Origin of the sequence: Microbispora siamensis, assembly GCF_016863095.1 — a bacterium.
Classification (GTDB): Bacteria; Actinomycetota; Actinomycetes; order Streptosporangiales; family Streptosporangiaceae; genus Microbispora; species Microbispora siamensis.
On record NZ_BOOF01000069.1, the window covers coordinates 21,344 to 44,667 of the forward strand.

At 72.6% G+C, this 23,324-nt stretch carries 20 protein-coding genes; 8 read left to right on the forward strand and 12 right to left on the reverse strand.

Annotation, left to right across the window (positions count from 1 at the left end; translation table 11 throughout):
• Nucleotides 1-38 precede the first annotated feature (38 nt).
• From meaB to Msi02_RS39895, 3 genes are read right to left on the reverse strand one after another with little or no spacing between them, the layout of a single operon-like run.
• On the reverse strand, nucleotides 39-1,040 hold the full coding sequence (meaB, locus tag Msi02_RS39885; protein WP_204052948.1) for a methylmalonyl Co-A mutase-associated GTPase MeaB: 1,002 nt from the start codon (nucleotides 1,038-1,040) through the stop codon (nucleotides 39-41).
• Nucleotides 1,040-3,166 carry a methylmalonyl-CoA mutase gene (gene scpA, locus Msi02_RS39890; protein WP_204052932.1) on the reverse strand — a complete coding sequence of 709 codons (2,127 nt, stop codon included), beginning with the start codon at nucleotides 3,164-3,166 and terminating at the stop codon, nucleotides 1,040-1,042. The genes meaB and scpA overlap by 1 nt, the downstream gene beginning before the upstream one ends.
• Nucleotides 3,163-4,995 carry a methylmalonyl-CoA mutase family protein gene (locus Msi02_RS39895; RefSeq protein ID WP_204052933.1) on the reverse strand — a complete coding sequence of 611 codons (1,833 nt, stop codon included), beginning with the start codon at nucleotides 4,993-4,995 and terminating at the stop codon, nucleotides 3,163-3,165. Before Msi02_RS39895 ends, scpA begins: the two co-directional genes overlap by 4 nt.
• A gap of 110 nt (nucleotides 4,996-5,105) precedes the next feature.
• Here Msi02_RS39895 and Msi02_RS39900 point away from each other — a divergent pair, with 110 nt between their 5' ends.
• On the forward strand, nucleotides 5,106-6,896 hold the full coding sequence (locus tag Msi02_RS39900) for a serine/threonine-protein kinase (protein WP_204052934.1): 1,791 nt from the start codon (nucleotides 5,106-5,108) through the stop codon (nucleotides 6,894-6,896).
• A gap of 13 nt (nucleotides 6,897-6,909) precedes the next feature.
• On the opposite strand, the gene Msi02_RS39905 is transcribed toward Msi02_RS39900, so the two are convergent.
• The gene (locus Msi02_RS39905) at nucleotides 6,910-7,695 is read right to left on the reverse strand and encodes a peptidoglycan recognition protein family protein (protein WP_079319238.1); all 786 of its coding nucleotides are present in this window, start codon (nucleotides 7,693-7,695) and stop codon (nucleotides 6,910-6,912) included.
• Between the two features lie 162 nt (nucleotides 7,696-7,857).
• Here Msi02_RS39905 and Msi02_RS39910 point away from each other — a divergent pair, with 162 nt between their 5' ends.
• Nucleotides 7,858-8,979 (forward strand): DUF5925 domain-containing protein, encoded by a 1,122-nt coding sequence (locus tag Msi02_RS39910; RefSeq protein WP_079319239.1) that lies wholly within the window; start codon nucleotides 7,858-7,860, stop codon nucleotides 8,977-8,979.
• Nucleotides 8,980-8,996: 17 nt separating this feature from the next.
• Here Msi02_RS39910 and Msi02_RS39915 read toward each other — a convergent pair whose 3' ends face one another.
• The gene (locus tag Msi02_RS39915; protein ID WP_204052935.1) at nucleotides 8,997-9,704 is read right to left on the reverse strand and encodes an alpha/beta hydrolase; all 708 of its coding nucleotides are present in this window, start codon (nucleotides 9,702-9,704) and stop codon (nucleotides 8,997-8,999) included.
• A gap of 160 nt (nucleotides 9,705-9,864) precedes the next feature.
• On the opposite strand from Msi02_RS39915, the gene Msi02_RS39920 reads away from it, so the two are divergent.
• The 3 genes from Msi02_RS39920 to Msi02_RS39930 are packed head-to-tail and all read left to right on the forward strand — an operon-like array spanning nucleotide 9,865 to nucleotide 14,098.
• The gene (locus tag Msi02_RS39920; protein WP_239109220.1) at nucleotides 9,865-10,986 is read left to right on the forward strand and encodes a C39 family peptidase; all 1,122 of its coding nucleotides are present in this window, start codon (nucleotides 9,865-9,867) and stop codon (nucleotides 10,984-10,986) included.
• A complete protein-coding gene (locus Msi02_RS39925; protein ID WP_239109221.1) occupies nucleotides 10,983-12,821 on the forward strand; it encodes a prolyl oligopeptidase family serine peptidase in 1,839 nt (612 codons plus the stop codon). The genes Msi02_RS39920 and Msi02_RS39925 overlap by 4 nt, the downstream gene beginning before the upstream one ends.
• The gene (locus Msi02_RS39930; RefSeq protein ID WP_204052936.1) at nucleotides 12,818-14,098 is read left to right on the forward strand and encodes a M20/M25/M40 family metallo-hydrolase; all 1,281 of its coding nucleotides are present in this window, start codon (nucleotides 12,818-12,820) and stop codon (nucleotides 14,096-14,098) included. The genes Msi02_RS39925 and Msi02_RS39930 overlap by 4 nt, the downstream gene beginning before the upstream one ends.
• A 6-nt stretch (nucleotides 14,099-14,104) precedes the next feature.
• Here the strand turns inward: Msi02_RS39930 and Msi02_RS39935 are convergent, their stop codons facing one another.
• From Msi02_RS39935 to Msi02_RS39955, 5 genes are all read right to left on the reverse strand, one after another.
• Nucleotides 14,105-14,383, reverse strand: a complete 279-nt coding sequence (locus Msi02_RS39935; protein ID WP_204052937.1) for a nucleotidyl cyclase domain-containing protein — start codon at nucleotides 14,381-14,383, stop codon at nucleotides 14,105-14,107.
• Nucleotides 14,335-15,081: a nucleotidyl cyclase domain-containing protein gene (locus Msi02_RS39940; protein WP_204052938.1), complete on the reverse strand. Its 747-nt coding sequence runs from the start codon at nucleotides 15,079-15,081 to the stop codon at nucleotides 14,335-14,337. The genes Msi02_RS39935 and Msi02_RS39940 overlap by 49 nt, the downstream gene beginning before the upstream one ends.
• Nucleotides 15,082-15,142: 61 nt before the next feature.
• Entirely contained in the window at nucleotides 15,143-15,982 is an 840-nt protein-coding gene (locus tag Msi02_RS39945) for an ABC transporter permease (RefSeq protein ID WP_079319242.1), read from the reverse strand.
• On the reverse strand, nucleotides 15,969-16,898 hold the full coding sequence (locus Msi02_RS39950) for an ABC transporter permease (RefSeq protein ID WP_079319243.1): 930 nt from the start codon (nucleotides 16,896-16,898) through the stop codon (nucleotides 15,969-15,971). The genes Msi02_RS39945 and Msi02_RS39950 overlap by 14 nt, the downstream gene beginning before the upstream one ends.
• A gap of 7 nt (nucleotides 16,899-16,905) precedes the next feature.
• Nucleotides 16,906-18,501, reverse strand: a complete 1,596-nt coding sequence (locus Msi02_RS39955; protein WP_204052939.1) for a peptide ABC transporter substrate-binding protein — start codon at nucleotides 18,499-18,501, stop codon at nucleotides 16,906-16,908.
• 120 nt (nucleotides 18,502-18,621) lie between these two features.
• On the opposite strand from Msi02_RS39955, the gene Msi02_RS39960 reads away from it, so the two are divergent.
• Genes Msi02_RS39960 through Msi02_RS39970 form a run of 3 tightly spaced genes read left to right on the forward strand, consistent with a single transcriptional unit; the run spans nucleotide 18,622 to nucleotide 21,342 of the window.
• Entirely contained in the window at nucleotides 18,622-19,593 is a 972-nt protein-coding gene (locus tag Msi02_RS39960; RefSeq protein WP_204052940.1) for a helix-turn-helix transcriptional regulator, read from the forward strand.
• Between the two features lie 59 nt (nucleotides 19,594-19,652).
• Entirely contained in the window at nucleotides 19,653-20,468 is an 816-nt protein-coding gene (locus Msi02_RS39965) for a DUF4253 domain-containing protein (protein WP_204052941.1), read from the forward strand.
• Between the two features lie 43 nt (nucleotides 20,469-20,511).
• Nucleotides 20,512-21,342 carry an SAM-dependent methyltransferase gene (locus tag Msi02_RS39970; protein ID WP_239109222.1) on the forward strand — a complete coding sequence of 277 codons (831 nt, stop codon included), beginning with the start codon at nucleotides 20,512-20,514 and terminating at the stop codon, nucleotides 21,340-21,342.
• 4 nt (nucleotides 21,343-21,346) lie between these two features.
• Here the strand turns inward: Msi02_RS39970 and Msi02_RS39975 are convergent, their stop codons facing one another.
• Together Msi02_RS39975 and Msi02_RS39980 are read right to left on the reverse strand one after the other, a co-directional pair.
• A complete protein-coding gene (locus Msi02_RS39975; protein ID WP_204052943.1) occupies nucleotides 21,347-22,333 on the reverse strand; it encodes a lactonase family protein in 987 nt (328 codons plus the stop codon).
• A gap of 15 nt (nucleotides 22,334-22,348) precedes the next feature.
• On the reverse strand, nucleotides 22,349-23,203 hold the full coding sequence (locus Msi02_RS39980; RefSeq protein WP_239109224.1) for a universal stress protein: 855 nt from the start codon (nucleotides 23,201-23,203) through the stop codon (nucleotides 22,349-22,351).
• Nucleotides 23,204-23,324: the final 121 nt, after the last annotated feature.

Below are 23,324 nucleotides of genomic sequence, written 5' to 3' on the forward strand. Positions count from 1 at the left end.
CAACAGTGCATTCCCGGTCACACGGGTAGCGATCTTTCTCACCCGGGAGGAAAGGTGATCCCCCGGGTGTCATGAGAGGCGTCCGCCTGGTCTTCGCCGGGCAGGAAGGCCGCCAGGATGCGGTCGGCGGCCAGCGCCGGGGTGAGGGTGCCGTCGAGGACCTGCCGTTCGATCTCCGGCGCGATCTCCCCGGTGGCGTCGCGGAGCATGGCCAGCAGTCGCTCCCTGACCAGCGCCCACGTCCACTCGACCTGCTGGCGGCTGCGCCTGGCGGCGAGGTCCGCGCCCTCCTGGTGGCGCACGACGTGCGCCCACAGCTCCTCCAGCCCGGCGCCGGTGAGGCCGCTGCAGGTCAGCACGGGCGTGGCCGAGCGCAGCAGCCGCAGCGCACCGGACAGCTCCCGCGCCGCCTTGCGCGCGGCCATCTCGTGCTCGCCGTCGGCCTTGTTGACCGCGATGACGTCGGCCAGCTCCAGCACGCCCTTCTTGATGCCCTGGAGCTGGTCACCGGTGCGGGCGAGGGTGAGCAGGAGGAAGGTGTCGACCATGTCGGCGACCGCGGTCTCCGACTGGCCGACCCCGACCGTCTCGATGAGCACGATGTCGTAGCCCGCCGCCTCCACGACGACGATGGCCTCCCGGGTGGCCTTCGCCACGCCGCCGAGCGTCCCGGCCGTTGGGGACGGCCGGATGAAGGCGTTGGGATCGGCCGACAGCCTGGCCATCCGGGTCTTGTCTCCCAGGATGCTGCCGCCCGAGCGTCGCGACGAGGGGTCGACGGCCAGCACGGCCACCCGGTGACCCTGCCCGGTGAGATGGGTGCCGAGCGCCTCGATGAAGGTCGACTTGCCGACCCCGGGCACCCCGGACACGCCCACCCTGCGGGCCTTGCCGGCGTGCGGGGTGAGCTCGACCAGCAGCCGCTGCGCCATCTCCCGATGGTCGGCCCTGGTCGACTCCACCAGCGTGATCGCCCGGGCGGTCCACCGCCGGTCGCCCGACAGCACGCCCTTGACGTAGTCCTCGATCACCGATGCGATCACCTGTGACCCAGCCGGGCGGACAGCTTGCGCAGCAGTTCCAGGGCGGCGTCGGCGATCACCGTGCCGGGCAGGAAGATCGCCGAGGCGCCCGCGGCCCGCAGTTCCGCGACGTCGCCCGGCGGGATCACGCCGCCGACGACGATCATGATGTCCTCCGCGCCCAGGTCGGCGAGCGCCTGCCGCAGCGCGGGCACCAGCGTCATGTGCCCGGCCGCCAGCGAGGAGACCCCGACCACGTGCACGTCGGCCTCGACGGCCTGCCGGGCGACCTCCTCTGGCGTCTGGAACAGCGGGCCGACGTCGACGTCGAAGCCGAGGTCGGCGAAGCCGCTCGCGATCACCTTCTGGCCCCGGTCGTGGCCGTCCTGGCCCATCTTCGCGACGAGGATCCGGGGCCGGCGGCCCTCCGCCTTCTCGAACTGCGCGCACGCCTCCCGGACCCGGTCCGCGGCGCCGCCCACCTCCGCGCGGTACACGCCCGATATCGTACGGATCTGCGCGGCGTGCCGTCCGAAGACCTTCTCCAGCGCGTCGGAGATCTCCCCGACCGTGGCCTTGGCCCTGGCGGCGTTCACCGCGAGCTCCAGCAGGTTCTCCCCGCCGGCCGCGCCCTTCGTCAGCGCCTCCAGCGCCTCGTTGACGGCGTCGGCCGAGCGCTCCTCCCGCAGCCTGCGGAGCTTGTCGATCTGCTGGTTGCGCACGGCCGTGTTGTCGACCTTGAGCACCTCGATCGGCTCGTCGGCCTCGGGGCGGTACTTGTTGACGCCGATCACCGGCTGCCTGCCCGAGTCGATGCGGGCCTGGGTGCGGGCCGCCGCCTCCTCGATGCGCATCTTGGGCAGCCCCTGGTCGATGGCCCGGGCCATGCCGCCGGCCCGCTCGACCTCCTGGATGTGGCCCCAGGCCGCCCGCGCCAGCTCCCGGGTCAGCCGCTCGACGTAGTAGGAGCCGCCCCACGGGTCGATCACCCGGCAGGTGCCCGACTCCTGCTGGAGCAGAAGCTGGGTGTTGCGGGCGATCCGCGCCGAGAAGTCGGTCGGCAGCGCGAGCGCCTCGTCCAGGGCGTTGGTGTGCAGCGACTGGGTGTGCCCCTGGGTGGCCGCCATCGCCTCGACGCAGGTCCGTACGACGTTGTTGAACACGTCCTGCGCGGTCAGCGACCATCCCGAGGTCTGGCTGTGCGTGCGCAGCGACAGCGACTTGGGATTGCGCGGGCCGAAGCCCTTGACCAGGCGGGCCCACAGCAGCCGGGCGGCGCGGAGCTTGGCGACCTCCATGAAGAAGTTCATGCCGATGCACCAGAAGAACGACAGGCGCGGCGCGAACGCGTCGATGTCGAGCCCGGCCTGCACCCCGGCGCGCAGGTACTCCAGCCCGTCGGCCAGTGTGTAGGCGAGCTCCAGGTCGCAGGTGGCCCCGGCCTCCTGGATGTGGTAGCCGGAGATCGAGATGGAGTTGAACTTCGGCATCTTCTTGGAGGTGTACTCGAAGATGTCGGAGATGATCCGCATCGACGGGTCCGGCGGGTAGATGTAGGTGTTGCGGACCATGAACTCCTTGAGGATGTCGTTCTGGATGGTCCCCGCCAGCTTGTCGGGCGTGACGCCCTGCTCCTCGGCCGCGACGATGTAGAGCGCCAGGATCGGCAGCACCGCGCCGTTCATCGTCATCGACACGCTCATCCGGTCGAGCGGGATCCCGTCGAACAGCTGCCGCATGTCGTAGATCGAGTCGATCGCCACGCCCGCCATGCCGACGTCGCCGGCGACACGTGGGTGGTCGGAGTCGTAGCCCCGGTGGGTGGCGAGGTCGAAGGCGACCGACAGGCCCTTCTGGCCGGCCGCCAGGTTGCGCCGGTAGAACGCGTTGGACTCCTCGGCCGTGGAGAACCCGGCGTACTGCCGGATGGTCCACGGCTGGGTGACGTACATCGTCGGGTAGGGGCCGCGCAGGAAGGGCGCGACGCCCGGGTAGGTCTCGAGGGACGGTCCGTCCTCCAGGTCGGCCGCCGTGTAGAACGGCTTGACCGCGATGCCCTCGGGCGTCTCCCAGGCCGGGCCGCCGGGGATGTCCGCCGCCGCGGCGCCCGACCCCAGGTCAATCTCCGAGAAATCCGGAATCATCGGCTCACTCCCAGATCGTCGAACGTCGCGCGAAGCACCCCGAGCGCGTCGCACCCGGCGTACAGGGTGGCGTCCACGCCCTCATACTCCCCCTTCCCGGCCAGCCAGACCTTGCGCGCCCCGGCCTCCCGCAGCGCCGCGGCGACCGCCGCGGCGTGCTCGCCGTAGAGCCGGTCGCTGGAGCACAGGCAGGCCACGGGGGTGCCGCAGTCGCGGAAGGCCGCGGCGATGGCGGCCGGATCGGTGCCCGGGCCGCTGGTGACGGTCGCGACGCCGCCCGCCGCGAACAGGTTGGCGGCGAAGGTCGCCCTCGCGGTGTGCGCGGCGACCGGCCCGATCGTGGCGAGGAACACCGTGGGCCGGCTCGGCTGGGCGTCGGCGAGGTCGCGCAACGCCTCGAAGTCCTCGGCGTAGCGCATCACCGGCAGTCCCCCACCGGACACACTGGCGGAGGTCGCGGCGAGCCCGGGACCGGGCCGCCGGGACACCGGCCTCTCCTTCAGGTCGGGGAACTCGCTGACCCCGGTGATCGGGTCGCGGCGGTGGGCGAGGTTGTCCGCGCGCCTGGCCCTGGTCGCCGCCAGCCGCTCGGGGACCAGCCGCTCCAGCGCGGCGGCCATGCCGCCGGCCCGCTCGATCTCCCGGAACCACTCCCAGGCCCGGGCGGCGAGGTCCTCGGTGAGCCGTTCCACGTACCACGAGCCGCCGGCCGGGTCGGCCACCCGGGCGACGTTCGCCTCCTCCACCAGCAGCGACTGGGTGTTGCGGGCGATGCGCCGGGCGAACGCGTCGGGCAGCCCGAGGCAGGCGTCGAACGGCTGGACGGTCACCGCGTCCGCCCCGCCCACCCCGGCCGCGAAGCAGGCCACGGTCGTGCGCAGCATGTTCACCCAGGGGTCTCTGACGGTCATCATCGCCGACGAGGTGACCGCGTGCTGAAGCTGCCTGCCGGGTTCTCCCGCGACCCCTGTGACCTCGGCGACCCGCGCCCACAGCCGCCGGGCGGCCCGGAGCTTGGCGATGGTGAGGAACTGGTCGGCGGTCGCGGCGTAGCGGAACTCGAGCTGCCCGAACGCCTGCTCGGCCGTCAGGCCCGCGCCGGTCAGCGCCCGCAGGTAGGCGACGCCGGTCGCGACCGAGCAGCCGAGCTCCTCGGCGTCGGCGCCGCCCGCGTCGTGGTAGGGCAGGGCGTCGACGGTGATCGCCCGCAGCCCGGGGTGCTCCGCCGCGCAGCGGCGGGCGAGCGCCACGGCGACGCCGGTGTCCACGGTCACGCCGGTGCGGGCGGCCAGCCCGATCGGGTCGGAGCCCAGGTTGCCCCCGGGCAGCGCCGCCCCCTCGGCCATCCCGTCTGCCAGGCGCAGGAACGCCTCCGCCGCCTCCGCCGTACGCGGGCCGGCGTCGAGGACGACCGGAGCGAGGTCGAGCAGGACGCCGTCGAGCACGGCCGGCAGCGCGGCCGGGTCGATCGCGTTCAGGTCGAGCCACAGGGACGTGACGCCGTTCTCCAGGTCGGCCTGGATCGCCTCCCGGGTCGCGGCCGGATCGGGGTCGGCGTGCCGCTGACGCAGGTCCCATGCGCCCGGGCCGCGCACCGCGCGCGCCGTTCCCGGCACGGCCGGCAGGTCGGCGGCGTCGTACAGCGGGGCGACCGCCACCCCGTCGTAGGTCGTGGTGGTCAGGGCGGCCTCGGCCTCGTCCGGCGAACCGTCCCAGCCGGATTTGCGCAGCACCTCGGCCGCGAGCGTCCTCCACTGCTCCCGCGTGGCCTGCGGGAACCCCGCTGCGGGATCGGCGAGATCGTCGAGTTCAACAGGCGGCACCGTCATGAACCGGATGCTAAATGCAGCGGCTTAAGTCCGGGGCCGCGGGGTCCCGGTCTGTGGACAACGCCGCCGGGGGCGCGGCCGTGATCTTCCTCAGTATTGTGATCCCGGTCATGGACGGGAGGGCTGGGACGATGGACGCGGACGGGGCCGGGGCGTCGCTGGGCAGCGGCTACGTGTTGCTGGACGAGATAGGCGCCGGGGCGATGGGAACCGTATGGCGGGCGCGGCACCGGGAAACCGGGGAGACGGTGGCGGTGAAGCTGCTGCGCGAGGGCCTCGGCGACGACCAGGACCTGGTCCTGCGGTTCGTGCAGGAACGCAACGTGATGCGGGCGCTGCGTCACCCCAACATCGTCGCCATCCGCGACTTCGTCGTCGAGGGCCGGCGTCTCGCCCTGGTGATGGACCTCGTCGAAGGGCGGAACCTCCGCACCCTCCTCCAGCGGCGCGGCACGCTGCCCCCGGCCGAGGCGGCCGCGCTGCTCGGCCAGGTGGCCGACGGCGTGGGGGCCGCCCACGCCGAGGGCGTCGTGCACCGGGACATCAAGCCGGGGAACATCCTCGTCGAGGAGAACACCGGCCGGGTCCGGCTCACCGACTTCGGTGTGGCCCGCATTCTGCACGGACCGGGTCTCACCCAGACCACCTCGATCATCGGCACGCCCACGTACCTGGCTCCGGAGGTGGCCGAGGGAGGCACCCCCACGACGGCGGTGGACGTGTACGCGATCGGGCTGATCCTCTACGAACTGCTCGCCGGGCGCCCTCCGTTCGTCGCCGACCACCCGATGGTGGTGCTGCGGCGGCACGCGACGGCCGTGCCCCGGCGGCTGCCCGGGATGCCGGACGCCCTGTGGCGGGTCGTCTCGGCCTGCGTCGCGAAGGATCCCGCCAGCCGCCCGAGCGCGGCGGAGGTGGCGGCGGCGCTGCGGGCCGCGGTGCCGCCGCTCACCGGCCTGCCCGCCCTCCCGGCGATCGCGTGGTCGGATCCGCCGTCGGCCACCTCGGAAACCGTTCCCCCGGCGGAGCCGGGGCTCGCAGATCCCACAGCAGGTCCCACAGCAGATCCAGCAACAGGTCCCGCAGCAGGTCCCGGCACCCCGCCCTCGGGCGAGGCGACCGGGACGTCGAAGCGGGGCCGGCGATCGCGGCGGCGCCCGATCGTCGTCGTCACGAGCGCCACGGCCCTGGCGCTCACCGCGTCGGTCCTGGCCGTCCTGTCCCCGTGGCGGTCGGGGGCGAGCGACGGAGCCGTCGATGCGACGGCACCGAAGGCGGCGGCGCCGCACGCAACCCCCGCCTCCACTCCGTCCGCGCGTAGGAAGACGAAGCCGACGCCGTCACCGGCCGCCGAGCCGGCGCATCGACCCACCCGTGAAGGGGCGCCGCGCACCCCCCGGGCGGCGGTCTCCACGACGCCGGCCCGGCCGCGCCCGTCGAAGTCGGCCGCACAGCAGGCCGCCACGTCTCCCCGGCCCCGGCGGCCGGAGGCCCGGGCGACCGGCGATGGCGGCGCGGACGAGGCCACGCGCGCCCGTCAGAGCCCCGAGTGGCGATGCCGGTCCTGGATCTCGGTCGGCGCCGGCACGGGCACGGAGATGTCGCCCTGCTTCGCCATGGTGGGCGACGTCTTCTATCTCATGGGCCGGATCAGGGGGGACCGCTCCGTCCGGTCCGACATTCACATCCAGTTGTACGACAGCACCGCGAACGTGAACGTCTCGCAGCCCTTCATCTGCTCGGGCGTCTCCCCTTCGAGCGATGGCGCGACCGTCACCTGCGGTCCGTTCACCGCCACGGCTCCGCGCACCGGAGGCGAGCACAACGTCCGGCAGCGCTGGAGGAAGACGGGCGCGCCGGCCTTCGGCGGCGGCGCGGAGAGCCCCGGCGTCACCTGGTGACGCCTCGGGCTCCCTAAGACGTGGCGAAGGCGGCGTTCCAGGTGTCGGGGCCGACGACGCCGTCCACGTCGAGGTGCCGGTCCTTCTGGAATCTGCGGCACACGTCCTGGGAGTCCGGCCCGTACGCGCCGTCCACGACGATGTCGTAGCCGAGCTCCTTCATCCGGGCCTGCCAGGTGCGCACGTCGTCGCCGCGCATCACGGGCGGATACCTGAGCAGGCGGCCGGGCCACTTCTGCGTGGGCTGCGGTTCCGGCTCCGGTTCCGGGTCGGGCTGCGGCTGGGTGGTGCCGGGACGCGGCGCGCCCTTCTTGATCCAGGCGTACAGCGGGTCGCCGGGGCAGTCGGTGGAGTAGCCGTCGCGGTGGCCCTTGATCTCCTTGCCCGCGCCGCCCTTGGCACGCAGGTACTCCACCGCGTCCAGGATCGCGTGCAGGATGCCGTCGGTCGGCTGGACCAGGCCGGCGTTGCCGACGAGACCGAGCACGGCGTAGTGACCGGAGTTCAGGCCGGGGCCGTTGGCGGCCGGCAGGTGTCCGGGCCCGCGCCCGACGAACACCTTCCGATGCGGACAGGCCACCATCGAATAGCCGATGTCGATCCAGCCGTTGCCGTCGATGTGGAAGTCCTGGATCGACTTCACCATGGCCACGCACTTGGCGTGGTCGGTGACGATGCCCGGGTCCACCCGGCCGCCGGTGTAGTGGACCTTCACGCCCCGGGTGGAAGACAGCGACGAGTACGAGCCCCTGGGTGGACGCGCGCCCCATTCAGCGCGGGACACGAGATCGATGGCCACAGTGCTCTCCGTTGAAAACCGTACGACTGGACACCGAGCGTAGCGGTAACGCCCCAGCAGGTACTGCTTTTTGCCCATAAGAAACTGCTTAAACGGCAAGCAAACTGAATTGCCTCATAAATCCGTTCGACAGAGCGAGTCGTACGTCGAGATCATCACAATATGTCCGTAGTCAAGGAGGTCGACTTCTCTCCTCACTCCACGCCCCCGCCGTCGGTGCCGATGCGGATCTGGCTCGACGACACCGACAGCCCGGCCGACGTCATCGACGCCATGGCGCTGTCGCCGTTCGCCACCGGCGAGCAGCCCTGGTCCCGCACCACCAGCCTCGGCCGGGTACGCGCCGACGCGCCGCTGACCGCCGAGGGCGGCCGGCTGCTGCGCGTCGCCCAGCACACCGACGGGTACGAGACCCGGCTGATCGCGGGCGAGGGATGGACGCTTCGGGTGGTCCGCAACGCGAACCGGTCGGCGACGCTCACCGCCACGGCCGTGAGCGAGGAACTGGCCGGGTCCGTCCTGGAGCAGGCGACCAGGAACGCGGAGGAGGCGGCTCCCGACGCCGACCACGTGCGGATGGGCTTCTGGTGGCGGTCGAGCCACGGTCCGCACCGCTCCGCCAAGCCCATCACGACCTCCTCCTGGCGGGAGATCAGGAGGAACTACCCCACGGCCGCCGCAGGTCGCCTGGACGCCCTCATGGCGACCACCGCGGCCGATGTGACGGGCCGGCTGGTCCTCCTGCACGGCCCGCCCGGCACCGGCAAGACGACGCTGCTGCGCACGCTCGCGCGCGAGTGGGCGTCCTGGTGCCAGGTCGACTGCGTGCTCGACCCCGAGTTGCTGTTCAACGACCCGGGCTACCTCATGGACGTCGCCGTCGGCTGGGACGGCCCGGGCGAGGACGAGGAGCCGCGCTGGCGGCTGCTCGTCCTGGAGGACTGCGACGAACTGATCCGCGCCGAGGCCAAGCAGTCGACGGGGCAGGGCCTGTCACGCCTGCTCAACCTGACCGACGGGCTGCTCGGCCAGGGCAGGGACGTGCTCGTGGCCATCACGACCAACGAGGATCTCAGCAGGCTCCATCCGGCCGTCGTACGGCCCGGGCGGTGCCTGGCGCAGATCGAGGTCGGCCGGTTCGACGCCGGGCAGGCGGCCGAGTGGCTGGGCCGCGCCGAAGGCGCCGGTCCTGGCGGTGCCACGCTGGCCGAGCTGTTCGCCCTGCGGGACGGCCGCCCGGCTGTCGCCGCCGAACCCGCCCCCGCCACCGGCCTCTACCTCTGACCCTGCCTCTGATCTCCCTACTTCTGGCTCCGGGGGAGGCCGAGGACCAGGTCGGCGACCTCACGCGGCCGGGACAGGAACGGGTGGTGGCCCGCGTCGATCTCCACCACCCGGCCCGCCCGCGCGGCCTGGGCGCGCTGCACGGCCGGCGGTGTCCCGTTGTCACGGGCGCAGACGAGGTAGGTGGAGGCGATCTCCTTCCAGGCGGCGGCGCCGACCGGCCGCACGGTGACGGCGGCGCTCTGCCGCACGAGGCGGTCGTGCGCCCCCGCGACGGCCTTCTCGTCGCAGTCCTGCAGGAAGGTCCGCGTCGCCGTCTCCGGGCGGACCCCGAACGTCCCGTCCGTCCCGAAGTCGAGATAGGGCGCGGGGGCGCCGTCCCCGAAGGACGCCAGGCTCTCGCCCGGCTCCGGCAGGAAGCTCGTCACGAACAGCAGGTGGCGCACCTCCGGCAGCCCCGCGGCGGCCTCGGCCGTGACGACGCCCCCGTAGCTGTGCGCCACCACCACGACGGGCCCGGCCAGGGACTCGAGGTGCGCGCGGACCGCGCCGACGTCGTCGGGTAGGGACGGCCCGTCGGCACCGGGCCGCAGCCCGGTCTCCCCGCAGCTCGGCAGCGGCGGCGCGCTGCTGGTCACCCCCGCGGTTTCGAGGAAGGCGGCGGCCCGGTGCCACCACCACTCCCCGTCCCGTACGCAGGCTCCGTGGACGAACACGACATGCACGACGGTTCCCCTTTCGCGAGGCGGCGCGTGGGCACGCTTACCGATCTACCACAGGCCGGGCGGACGAACCGAGCACGGCCGCCGATGGCGTAGCGTCCCATGTGTCGGATACGTAAACCATCCGATGTGCCAGGTCGGGGCGGTAACAACAATCGGCGAGGTGGTCACCCTGCTGTCGGCCGGACCGAGCCCCCAGGTGAGCCCCGTCGTCCTCCACCGGTGGTCCGTCGAGGCCCGGGAGACGGGGACGGCGAAATATCTGGACCCGTTCGCGCCCGGCGGCGAGCGGGAGTGGCCCTACCTCCGCTGGACGTCCCCGGAGCGGGAGATCGGCTTCCCGGCCACGGAACTGGTGCCGTCGTGGACGGCCGCCGCGCCGCCCGGCGCCTGGCTGGAGATCGAGATCCAGGCGCGGACCGTCACCGGCGAGCCGACCAAGTGGTACGTCATGGGCCGGTGGGCCGAGACCGACGCCGACATCCACCGCACGTCGCTGCCGGGGCAGGGTGACGCCGACGGGGACGTCGCCGTGGACACCTTCGTCGCCGCCCGCCCCGTCACGTCCTACCGCGTGCGCGCCACCCTGTACGGCAGCGGCGGCGGCGTGCGTTCGCTCACCGTGATGGCCTCGGCGGTGGGGCAGGCGGGCAGAGGCGGCCCGCCCGGGCTGCGGGCGGTCGAGCTCGACGTGCCGCGCCGTTCGCAGAAGGTCCACGTGGGGCACTACCCGCAGTGGGACGGCGGCGGGGAATCCTGGTGCAGCCCCGCGTCGTTCACGATGGTGCTGGGCTACTGGGGGCTGGGGCCCGCCCCGGCCGATCTCGCCTGGGTCACTCCCGGTGACCCCTGCCCGGCCGTGGACCACGCCGCGCGCGACATGTACGACCACAGCTACCAGGGCACCGGCAACTGGCCCTTCGGCGTCGCGTACGCCGGTCGCTACGGGCTGGACGGCTTCGTCACGCGGCTGCGCTCGCTGGCCGAGCTGGAGCGGTTCATCGCCGCCGGGATCCCGGTGATCACCTCCCAGGCGTTCCGCGATCACGAGCTGCCCGGCTCCGGTTACTCCACCGGCGGGCACCTCATGGTCGTCACCGGGTTCACGGCGGACGGTGACGTGATCGCGAACGATCCGGCCGCGCCGGACGACGAGGGCGTACGGCGGGTGTACCCCCGCGCGGCGTTCGAGAGCGTCTGGCTGCGCGCCACGAGCAGCGGGGGGATCGCGCACATCGTGCATCCCCCCGGCACTCCGCTTCCAGACTCCGGGGGGAACTGGTGACCATTCGGGCCGTCGACGTCGCGCGGGTGGACGACCGCCCGCTGTGGGTGGAGATCTCGGGAGACGAGGTCTGGTGGGACGAGCCGCGCCCACGGGAGGGCGGCCGGCGCTGCGTGGTGCGGCGCAGGGCCGACGGCGTGATCGAGGACGTGCTCCCGCGAGGCTGGAACGCCAGGAACCGGGTCATGGAGTACGGCGGGCGGTCCTGGCGGGCGCACGAGGGCCGTCTGGTGTTCACCAACTGGGCGGACGGCCGGATCTACCTGTGCTCCCCCGGGGGCGAGCCGGTGCCGCTCACCCCCGAGGGCCCCGCCCGCTACGCCGACCTCGTCGTCCACGGCGACGAGGTGTGGTGCGTGCGCGAGCGCGGCGACGCCCGCAGCGGTGAGCGTGACATCGTCGCGGTGCCGCTCGACGGCTCCCCTCTGCGCAGCGTGGTGAAGACCCATCATTTCCTGATGAACCCGCGCGTCTCGCCGGACGGGCGGTCGCTCGCCTGGATCGGCTGGAACCATCCGGACATGCCGTGGGACGCCACCGAGCTCTGCGTCGGCTCCGTGGACGGCGGTCCCCACCGCGTCCTGCTGTCCGGCGCGTCCACCTGCCAGGCCGAGTGGCGCGACGACGAGAGCCTGTACGCCGTCAGCGACCCCACCGGCTGGTGGAACATCCACCTCGTCGGCCTGGACGGCACGACCCGCGACCTGACCCCGGTGCCGCTGGAGTTCGGCGACGCCACCTGGAAGATCGGCGGCACGTTCTTCGCCATCGCGGACGGGCGGATCGCCACCGTGTACGGCACGGCCGACGAGCGGCGGCTCGGAATCATCGACACCCCCGTGCCGGCCGGTGCGGCGACGGGTTCCATCAGGGACGTCGGCGGCGGCTACACCTACTGGGCGCCCGCCCTGTCGGCCCGGGGCTCCCATGTCGTGGGCGTCGCGGCCTCGCCCCACCGGCCGTCCGAGGTGGTGCGGGTCCACCTGGACACGGGCGCGCACGAGGTGCTGTCCCCAGGCAAGCCGGTGCCCGCGGACGCCGAGCTGCCCACGCCCGAGGCGGTGACCGTCGAGGGGGTCCACGCGCACCTGTACGCCCCGGCGGGCGACGGGCCCGCGCCCTACGTGGTGTTCGTGCACGGCGGGCCGACGAGTGCGGCCCCGCCGGTGCTCGACCTGGAGATCGCGTACTTCACCAGCAGGGGGATCGGCGTCGCCGAGGTCAACTACGGCGGCTCCACCGGCTACGGCCGGGCCTACCGCGAGCGGCTGCGCCACAACTGGGGCGTGGTCGACGTGCGCGACTGCGAGACGGTGGCGCGGTGGCTGCTGGACAGCGGGCGGGCGGAGAAGGTGGCGATCAGAGGCGGCAGCGCCGGCGGCTGGACGTCGATGGCCGCGCTCGTCCACAGCGACGTCTTCTGCGGCGCGGTGTCCCACTACGGCATCTCCGACCCCGAACACTGGGCCGCCGAGACGCACGACTTCGAGTCGCGCTACCTCGACGGGCTGATCGGCCCGCTGCCCGAGACCCGGCAGCGCTACCTCGACAGGTCGCCGGAACTGCACGCCGAACGGGCGTCCGGCCCGGCCCTGCTCCTGCACGGCCTGGAGGACAAGGTGGTCGATCCGGCGCAGTCGGAACGCTTCGCCGCCGCGCTGGCACGCCACGGGCACCGGTGGGCGTACCTCACGTTCGAAGGGGAACAGCACGGGTGGCGGCGTGAGGAGACCATCGTCCGGGCCCTGGAGGCCGAACTGGCGTTCTACGGCATCGTCTTCGGCTTCCCGACGCCCGAGGTCCCGCCCCTGAAGCTGGAAGGTGGCGTGGCATGAGCGAGGTCGCGGCGATCTGCTCGGAACTGCTGCGGATCGACACCACCAACGACGGGTCCGGCGACGGGCCGGGCGAACGCCGGGCCGCCGAGTACGTGGCGTCCCTGCTCGCCGAGGTCGGCATCGAGCCGGTGGTGTTCGAGTCGGCGCCGCGCCGCACCAGCGTGGTGGCCCGCATCCCCGGCGACAGCCCCGACGCGCTGCTCCTGCACGGGCACCTCGACGTCGTGCCCGCCGACCCCGCCGAATGGCGTACGCACCCGTTCTCCGGGGAGATCGAGGACGGCTGCGTGCACGGCCGGGGCGCGGTCGACATGAAGGGCACGCTCGCCATGACCCTCGCCTGGGCCCGCGAGAACGCGCGCAGGGGCGTGCGCCCCAGGCGCGACCTCGTGCTGGCGTTCCTCGCCGACGAGGAGTCCACCGGCGAGTACGGCGCGGGCCACGCGGTCGAGCGGCACCGCGACCTGTTCGAGGGCTGCACGGAGGCGATCAGCGAGTCCGGCGGCTTCTCCTGGTATGAGGGCGACGTCCGCGTCTACCCCGTGGCCGTCGGGGAGCGCGGCACCGCCTGGATGCGCCTGACGGCCCGCGGCGTGCCCGGTCACGGGTCCAAGCCCGCCGTGGACAACCCCGTCGCCGAGCTGGCCCGGGCCCTCGCCCGCCTCGCCGACCACCCCTGGCCCGTACGGCTGACGCCAGAGGTGGCGCGGCTGATCGACGAACTGTCGCGGGCGCTCGGCCGGCCGATCGACGTCGACCGGCTGGAGGAGGAGATCGAGCGGATCCCCCGCGCGGCCGCTCTGTTCAAGGGTGTGCTGCGCAACTCGGCCAACCCGACCATGCTCGACGCGGGATACAAGGTCAACGTGATCCCCGGCACGGCCGAGGCCCACGTGGACGGCCGGTTCCTGCCGGGGCAGCGCGACGAGTTCCTGGAGACCGTCGACCGGCTGCTCGGCCCGAAGGTCACCCGCGAGTTCGTCAGCTTCGAGGAGGCCGTCTCCTCTCCCGCCGAGGGTCTGTTCGACGAGCTCACCGCCGCCCTGCTCGCCGAGGACCCCGCCGGCAGGCCGGTGCCGTACGTCATGACCGGCGGCACCGACGCCAAGTGGTTCGCCCGGATCGGCATCAGGGGGTACGGCTTCGCGCCGCTGCTGCTGCCGCCGGACCTCGATTACTTCGGGATGTTCCACGGCCTCGACGAGCGCGTCCCGGTCGAGGGCCTGGAGTTCGGCGTCCGCGTCCTCGACCGGCTGCTCGTCGCGCCGTCGTAGAAGCGATCAGTTCTGGTAGAAGGTCAGGTCCACGCCGGAGACGGTGTGCCGGACGAGGGCGAACCCGTCCAGGCCGGCATGCGCGGCGACCGCCTCGCTCAGGCAGACCCGGCCGGGAGCGGCCAGGTCCTGGGCCATCTTGGAGGCCTGGTTCACCGGCACGCCGGCCACGTCGTGGCCGCCGTCAGGCGTCCGCCCGGACAGCACCGGCCCGCTGTCCAGCCCGATCCGGCAGGTCATTCCGGCCTCGGCCAGGGCGGCGCGCAGTTCCAGGGCGAAGGGCACGGCGGGGCCGGGCTCGTCGAACAGGTGGGGGGCGCCGCGTCGCCGGCGCGCGGGCCGTCGAGCACCCGGTAGACGGCGCCCAGAGGCCCGTCCTGCCCGTCGTGCCCGTCCTTGCGGCGCAGGACGAAGCCGTGGTCCGCGGGCAGCCGCTCGGCCACCGCCGCCGTGATCGCGATCTCGCCGCCCTCGGTGTGGTTCTCCGCGAGGCGCTCGATCGCGTCGGCCTCGGCGCCGTACAGGCCGCCGTCCAGGTCGTAGTAGTCGCCGTGGTGGACGCCGATGCCGATGCGGATCCGGCAGGTGCGCCCGATCTCGTCCTGGGCCCGCAGCAGCGCCGACAGCAGCGTCCCCGCGCCGGTGGAGGCGGGATGGAACATCTGCGCGTTGTCGGCCGCCCAGACGCCCACGGCCCGGCCGCCCGCGCCGGTCCCGTACGCGTGCAGGACGCGTTTCGGGCCGTCGATGAGCGCCAGCACCTCCAGCAGGCCGAGGCTGCGGCTCAATTTGGTCAGCCCGGCCGAGTCGGACACCACGCTGTATCCGGTCGTGACGTACGCGCCGAGCAGGCGCCGGGCGTCGGCGGCGGTACGGCCGCTCGCCCGCCACTGCTCCACGAGCGTGAGCGGCAGGCCGGGGGCCGCGTCCCTGGCGAGGTCGAAGGCGCCCGGATCGTGCCGGGCGGGGAGATCGGTGGACACGCGCGCACGCTAACTCACCCACCGTGTCGGTTCGGGAACTTCAGGTGACGAAGCTGGGGTCTCAGCGCAGGCGGGGGTCGAGGGCGTCGCGCACCACGTCGCCGAGCATGAGGAAGCTCAGCACGGTCGCGGTGAGGAACAGCGCGGGGAAGACCAGCAGGTGGGGGTGCTCGGCGAAGAACGTCTGGGCGATGTTCAGCTGCAGGCCCCACGACACGTCGGGGTACTGCAGGCCGACGCCGAGATAGTCGAGGGTCGCCTCCCCCGCGATGACGTTCCCGACGTTGAGCATGGCCACCACGATGACCGGCGCGACGGAGTTGGGCAGGATGTGCCGCACCATGAGCCTGCGGTCGCTCGCGCCCAGCATGCGGGCCGCGGCGACGAAGTCCATGTCCTTGACGGCGATCACCTGACCGCGCATCAGCCGGGTCATGGTCGTCCAGCCGAGCAGCACGAGGACCAGCGTCATCGCCCATATCCCGTGGTCGGGGAAGGCGACCAGCACGACGGTCGCGCCCAGCACGAACGGGATGCCGAAGAACACGTCGGTGAGCCGGGAGATGAGCGCGTCGGCGATGCCCCCGTAGTAGCCGCCCACCAGCCCCAGCACGATGGAGATCACCATGGCGAAGACGGTGACCGAGACGCCGACCACGATGGACGCCCGGGTGCCGTGCACGACCTGCGACCAGTAGTCGCAGCCCTGCAGATCGTAGCCGAACAGCGCTCCGCTCGCCGGGCCGTGCTTCGACATGCGCAGGTCGCAGGCCTCGTTGGGGCCGAGGCGGGCGAACAGCCCGGGGAAGGCCGCCATCGCCACTGCCACAAGCAGAACGACCGTGGAGAACCAGAAGACCACCCGGCCGCGCAGTTCCAGCCAGGCGTCACGCGCGAGCACGGCGGATCCTCGGGTCGAGCACGCCGTACAGCAGGTCGACGGCCAGGTTGGCGAGAATGAAGATCATGACGAGCAGGGTGACGACGCCGACGACGACGGGACCCTCCTGGAGCTGGATGGACTGGAACACCTGCTGGCCAATGCCGGGCAGGTTGAAGATGCCCTCGGTGACGACCGCCCCGGCCATGAGGTTGCCGAAGTCGACGCCGAGGTAGGTCACGACCGGGATGAGCGAGTTGCGCAGCGCGTGCAGCCCCACCACCCGCCGCCGGGACAGGCCCTTCGCGGTCGCCGTACGGACGTAGTCGGCGCGCAGGTTCTCCACGAGAGAGGTGCGGGTGAGCCTGGCCACGTACGCCAGGCCGAACGAGCCGAGGACCATGCCGGGCAACAGGTAGCTGCCCGGCCAGCCCTCCTCGGTCCCGGCTGTCGGGAACAGCCCCAGGTTGAGGCCCAGCACGATCTGGGCCGTGTACCCGACGACGAACACCGGGACCGCGATGACGAACGTGGTGCCGGCGAGGACCGCCGTGTCGGCGGCCCCGCCGCGGCGCAGCCCGGCCAGGACGCCGAGGCCGATGCCGACGACGAGCTCGAAGACCCAGGCGGTCAGCGCGAGCTGCGCGGTGACCGCCCACCGGTCCTGGAGGAGCTCGCTCACCGGCTGGCCGGTGAAGGTCTCCCCCAGGTCGCCCTGGAACACCCCGAGCATGTAGCGGCCGTACTGGACGAGCAGGGGGTCGTCCAGGTGGTAGCGGGCCCGCATGACCGCGAGCACCTGCGCGGGCACCGGCTTGTCGCCCGCGAGCGCCAGGATCGGGTCGCCCGGCAGCGCGAACACCATCGTGTAGATCAGGAAGGTGGTCGCGAAGAACACCGGGATCGCCTGGGCCAGGCGCTGCGCGGCGTACCTCACCCTCGTGTCACCCCTGCTTCACGCTGATCGTGTACAGGTTCTTGCCGTACGGGCTCACGTCGACGCCGCTGAGCCGGCTGGTGAAGCCGATCTGGTTCTGCCAGTTCCACAGCGGGATCATCGGCATCTCGGCCAGCGCGACGTCCTCGGCCTTCTGGTAGAGCGGCAGGCTCGCGTCCAGGCTGGGCGCCGAGTTCGCCTGCTTGATCAGGTCGTCGAACTCCTTGTTCTCCCAGCCCATCCGGTTGCCCGCGCCCCACATGTACTCGAGGTAGTCCTGGGGGCTCGGGTAGTCCATGACCCAGTTGTTGCGGTACGGACCGTCCTCCTTGCGCTGACGCAGGGTCGACAGGTAGTCGGCGGCCGGGATCTTGCGGAACTTGATGTCCGAGATGCCGAGGTTCTGCTTCAGCTGGTTGGCGACGGCGGTCATCCACTGCTCGTAGCTCGGGTCGGCGTTGGAGAACCACAGGGTCAGCGTGCCGCTGAAGCCGCCGGCCTTGTCGAACAGCGCCTTGGCCTTGGCCGGGTCGTACGTGCACGCCTCGCCGCAGGCGTTCTCCCGGTAGCCGGGCACCAGAGGCGCCAGCAGCGACGCCATCGGCTTGAACGCGCCGTCGTAGACCGCGTCCACGATGGCCTGCCGGTCGATGGCCATGGAGAACGCCTTGCGCAGGTCGGGGTTGGCGAACCGCTTGTCGAAGGTCGGGAAGCCCAGGTAGTCCATCGTGCCGTCGGGGGTCTGCACGAAGCGGTCGCCGAGCAGCTTCTTGGCCTCGCCCGTGCTGGCCGGCGGGACCGTCGTCATCAGGTCGACCCGGCCGGCCCGCAGGTCGGTCCACGCCGTGTCGCGGCTGGCGTAGATCTTGAAGGTGACGCCGTCCGCCTTGGGCTTGCGCTCGCCCGCGTACGAGGCGGACCGCTTGATCTTGATCTGCTTGTTGTGCTCCCAGGCGCCGTCGAGCACGAACGGCCCGTTGCCGACCGGGGCCTGGTCGAACGCCTTGAGATCGCTGAACGCCGCCTTCGGCATCGGCGCGAACGCGATGTAGGCGAGCGTGATCGGGAACTGGCTGAACGGCGCGGTGAGCGTCACCTCGAGCGTGGTGTCGTCCACCACCTTGAGGCCGCTCATCTTGTCCGTGGACGGGTCGCCCTTCTCGGGGTTGAGCTTGTCGTAGCCCTCGATGTTGGCGAAGTAGTAGTTGTTGGTCCACCCGTTCGGGCCGTAGGCGGTGGCGTTCCAGGAGTCGGCGAAGCTCTGCGCCGTGACCGGCTCGCCGTTGCTGAACTTCTGCCCCGCCTTGAACTTGATCGTCCAGACCTTCTGGTCGGTGCTGGTCACCGACTCGGCCGCCCGCATCACGGGCTTGCCGCTGGCGGCGTCGATGGAGACCGGAGTCTCGAAGAGCGCGTCCAGCACCGTGATCGAATAGTCGCTGGAGGTGTTGCCCGGAGTGAGATGATCGGGTTCGGTCAGAGCGACCGAGAACGCGTTCGCCTCCTTGCCGCCGCCCTGCGACGACGACCCTCCCCCGCACCCGCCGCTCAGCATGATGGCCGCCACAGCGAGGGCGGCCGCCCGGCTTCTCGTGACCCTCACTGGTCCTCCACCTCTCCGTCGTGTTGCGGGTGAGGGTAGGAAACGGGGCCGCCGACTGCATCGGAGACTTTACGTATTCCTTGCGCAACCTTTACCCGGCACGCTGAGCATGGAGGATCCATGGATGCAATCAGCCTCAGCGCGCGGAGCCTGCACGCCGTCGCCGAACTGGGCTTCCAGGTGGCCCGGCAGGGGGCGCACGGGGCGATGACCGCGCTGGGCGAGGTCATCCCCGTGGAGGCCTACGAGTTCGTCGCGTTCGACCCGGCGACCGGCCGGCACCGGTCGCTGGTGTCGTCGGGGTACACGCGGGTGGACGACGACGCCGCGGAGGAGTACGCCAGGCTGGACGCCTACCGGCGGGCCATGTCGCTGCGCACGCCCGTCGTCATGGGCTCCCCCGGCACCGAGCGCTACTTCCGCCGCCACCTCGAGCCGTACGGCTGGCGCGCGGGGATCACGACGCCGCTGTTCCTGACCGGCGGGCGCTACACCGGGCTGCTGCACGTCAGCTCCCGGGAGGACCTGCCGCCCGAGGCGCCCGCCGTGATCAGCGCGGTCTCCCCCGCCCTGGCCCACCTCACCGACGTGACCCGCTGCGTCATCGACCCGCTCGGCCTGCCGCCCGGCTTCCACGCCGTGGCGTACGAACGGGGCGGGCGGCGCCGCGACGTGGCCGGGTGGCCCCCGTCGGACGCGCTCGCGGCCGAGCCGGCGATGGCGGAGCTGGCCAGGGCGTTCATCGACTCTCGCGAGCTGTCGCGCCGGGGGCTGTGGCTGGACGGCACCGGCCAGTGGCGCGAGCTGCGCCTCCACCGGGCCGGCGTGGGCTTCCACGGCTCCATCCAGGGCGCGGTCATCGCCGAGCGCCCGTGCGCCCTGCCGTACGACCTGACCTCGCGGGAGATCGAGGTGCTCACCCGGGTCGCGCAGGGCGACTCCAACCCGCAGATCGCCGCCGCGCTCGTCCTGAGCGTGCGCACCGTGACCACCCATCTTGAGCACATCTTCGCCAAGCTGGGTTGCGACAGCCGTACGCGCCTGACCACAAAGGTTCTCGCCGAGGGGCTGTGCCGGCTCGACATACCCTGACATCCCGTAATGATCGCCCTCGCGGGACGCGCCGAGGCCGGGTCCGACATTATTGGCGCATGTCGGTTCACGAGCGTCGGCGGCTCCCCACGGGCCTGGAGCTGCTGTTCGGCGACGGCGGCGACGGCCGGGTGCTGTCCGTCGACCTGCCGTCCGGGTCCCTCGTGTGGCCGGACCCCGACTACGACAAGCTGCGCACCCACCACCGTCCCTCGTTCTGGCTGAGCGACGAGCCGGTGCCAGCCGGGCTGTGGGCCCGGCTGCGCGCCGAGCACCCCCGGTCGGGCCTGTGGCCGGTGCTGCTGGAGGACGGCGTGCAGCCCTGGTCGGCCGGGCAGATCGCGCCGGACTCCCCCGGCCAGATCGACTACTACAGCGCGGCCGGGTTCATGGCCGAGGCGTGGCAGGACCTGCTGCTGGGCCACGAGGCGTACCTCGCGCCGTTCGGGGCCGAGTGCCCGGGGATCGCGCCGCCCGCCGCGCTCGTGGCCGACCCCGACGTGGTCGCCGACTGGTACGCGGACGTGGTGGCCGAGCGGATGACGCCGCTGGGGCTCGCGGCGGTGAACCGCGGCGCCGACGCCATGGTCGCCATGGGCTGGCAGGGGGCGCTGCACCACAACGAGTGGACCGTGCCGCTGGCGGCCGTCGTGCGCAGCTGGGAGGAGCGGTTCGGGGCGCGCGTGGTCGGCATGGGGTTCAACACGCTGGAACTCAGCGTCGCCGCGCCGCCCGCCACCCCCGCGCACGCGCTGCACGTGGCGGCCGAGCACTGGACCTTCTGCCCGGACAGCATTCTGCAGGGCCCGGGCACGCTGGCCGACTACGCCGAACAGATCGTGGGCCAGAATGCCTGGTCGTTCTGGTGGGATTGACGCGATAATTACCGGCGGATCGATGGTGAGTGAGGGAGGCGGTTTGGGCGGCACGGAGCTGGGCGGGGGCGAACGGCCCGCCAAGGTGGCGGGTCTCGACACCGGCACCGCGAACATCGCCCGGATGAGCGACTACCTGCTCGGGGGCAAGGACAACTTCGCCGCCGACCGAAAGTTCGCCGAGCGGTTGATGTCCATCGCGCCCGAGGTCAAGACGATGGCCGTGGACACCCGCGAGTTCCTGGAACGGGTGGTGCGCTTCCTCATCGACCAGGGCGTGCGGCAGTTCCTCAACGTGGCGTCCGGGCTGCCGACCCGGCGCAACACCCACGAGGTCGCCCAGGAGCTCGCGCCCGACGCCCGCGTGGTGTACGTCGACGACGACCCCGTGGTGCTCAACCACGCGCGGGCCATGCTCGCCCGCAACCCCGGCACCGGGGTGGTGGACGGCTCGATCCTGCGCCCGGCGGAGATGCTGGCCGACCCCGAGATGCTCCGGCTCATCGACTTCGGGCAGCCGGTCGGGGTGCTGATCCCGGCCCGGCTGCAGTACCTCCCCGACGCCGTCGAGCCGTACAAGTGCGTGGCCCACGTGCGCGACCACCTGGCCCCGGGCAGCTACCTGGCCGTCGGTCACGCCGTCTTCGACAGCCGTCCCGAGCTGGCCCGGCCGATCGTCGAGTTGTTCCGGCAGATCGTGCCGCAGGCCGACGACGCGCCGAGGGACCGGGAGAAGGTGCTGCGCTTCTTCGACGGCACCGAACTCGTCGACCCCGGCCTCGTCTACATCCGCCAGTGGCGGCCGGAGGCCCCGCAGAGCACCGGGCAGGCCCAGCGGGTGTGGATCGTCGGCGGCGTCGGCCGGGTGATTTGACGACCTACCGGACGAGTACGCACGAAGGGGTGCCGACGGCCAGCGCCTGATCGGCCGGCTCGGGCAGCCCGTCCTTGAGCGCCAGCACGGTGACCGAATCGGACCGCTGGTTGGCGACGTAGAGGCGGTCGCCGTCGATCGCGAAGTGGCGCGGCCAGCTTCCGCCCGACGGCACTTCGGTCACCATCGTGAGGCGCGGCCCGTCCACCTCGAAGACGGACAGGGTGTCCGGCCCCCGGTTGGCGACGTACAGGTGGCGGCCGTCGGCCGACAGCGCGATGTGGGAGGGCAGGTTCTCCCCGGTGGCGCCGCTCGCCCGCACCACGCCCGCCTCCCGCCACTCGGCGTCGTAGACGCGCACGGAGCCGTCGAGCTCGCCGGTGACGTACCAGTGGCCTTCGTGGTGCAGGAAGTGCCGGGGGCCGCTGCCGGAGGCCAGCCGTACGGGGCCGTCCGGGTGCGGGCGCATGCCGGGCAGGAAGCGGCGCATCTCGTCGGTGCCGAGGTCGGTCACGTACAGCACGCCGTCGGGGCCGAAGACCGCCTGGTGCGCGTGCGGGCCCTCCTGCCGGTCCGGGTGGGGGCCGCGGCCCTCGTGCCGGAACGTCAGCGGACCGGGCTCGGGCATCCCGTCCTCGCCCAGCCGGTAGGCCGTGACGGTCCCGTCACCGTAGTTGGCGATCGCCAGCCACCGGCCCTCCGGGTCGAGCGCCAGGTGGCACGGCAGCGAGCCGCCGCTGGAGTGCTCGGCCAGCAGCCGGGGGGCGGGGTCGTCGGCGAAGACCGCGAGACCGCCGTCCCCGGCGCGTTCGAGCACGGCGTACAGCAGCGGCAGCCGGGGGTGGGCGACGACGAACGACGGCCCGGACGCGGGCGTCTCGGCCACCGCCTCCAGCCGCCCGTCCGCGTGCGCCCGGGCCACCGTCAGGCCGGGGCCCGACCCCTCCGTGTCGGGGGTGTATCCGCCGATCACTAGACCGGGTCGGGACATCAGCCCTCCAAAGGATCAAATCATCGGGATATCGCATGGTATCGGCCATACCGGGTGAACGACCGCGACCGGGCAGGAGGCGCGCCGCAGCAGGCCCTGCCCGACCGAACCGAGCGGCCTGGCCCGAGCGCCGTGGCTTCCGGTGCCGTGGGCGCCCAGCACCAGCAGCCACGCCTCCCGGGCGCACGCCGCGAGGGCGGGCAGCGGCGGCGCATCGACGACCCTGGTCTGGATCCTGGGCCGGCCGCGGCAGCGCGCCCGCCACGGCTCGACGATCCGTGCCAGCGCCCGCTCGCCCTCCGGCTCACGCCCTCTCGTGGCGTACACGGCGGTCAGCGGCAGCGACCTGCCGCGGGCGACCTCCACGGCGAAGCGCAGGGCGGAGTCCGCCTCGGGACCGGCCGGCCGCGCCGCGTCGATCCCCACCATCACCCCGCCGGAGGGCGGCCCGGACGCCGGCGCGCCGACCACGACGACCGGGCACGCGGCGTGCGCCGCCGCGTACGCGCTGACCGAGCCGCGCAGCAGCCCGGCCAGCCCACGCACGCTCCGGTGGCCCAGGACCAGCATCGCCGCGTTCCGGCTGAGGCCGACCAGGACGTCCTTGGGGTCTCCCCGCACGAGCACGGGACGGATCTCCCGGCCCGGCAGCAGGCGTTCGGCCAGCCGTACTCCCTCGGACAGCCGCAGCCCCGCCAGGCGGCGCTCCTCGGCGGCGACGGCCTCGACGCGCTCCGGGTCGGGACCGTCCCACACCTGGCACACCGTCATGCCCGCACGGTGCCGGACCCGGCACTCCGCCGCGGCCCACTCGATCGCGGCCCGGCTCTGCCATGTGCCGTCGTAGGCGACCACGATCTCCTGCTTCATCTCACTCACGCGGCCCGCGCCGCGTGCGCAGAGCGCATCCCATGCCACCAGCAGAGCACACCGGCCCGCGGGACCTTCGGCCCGCCCGCGGCTTAGCGTAGAGACATGATTCGGGTGTTCC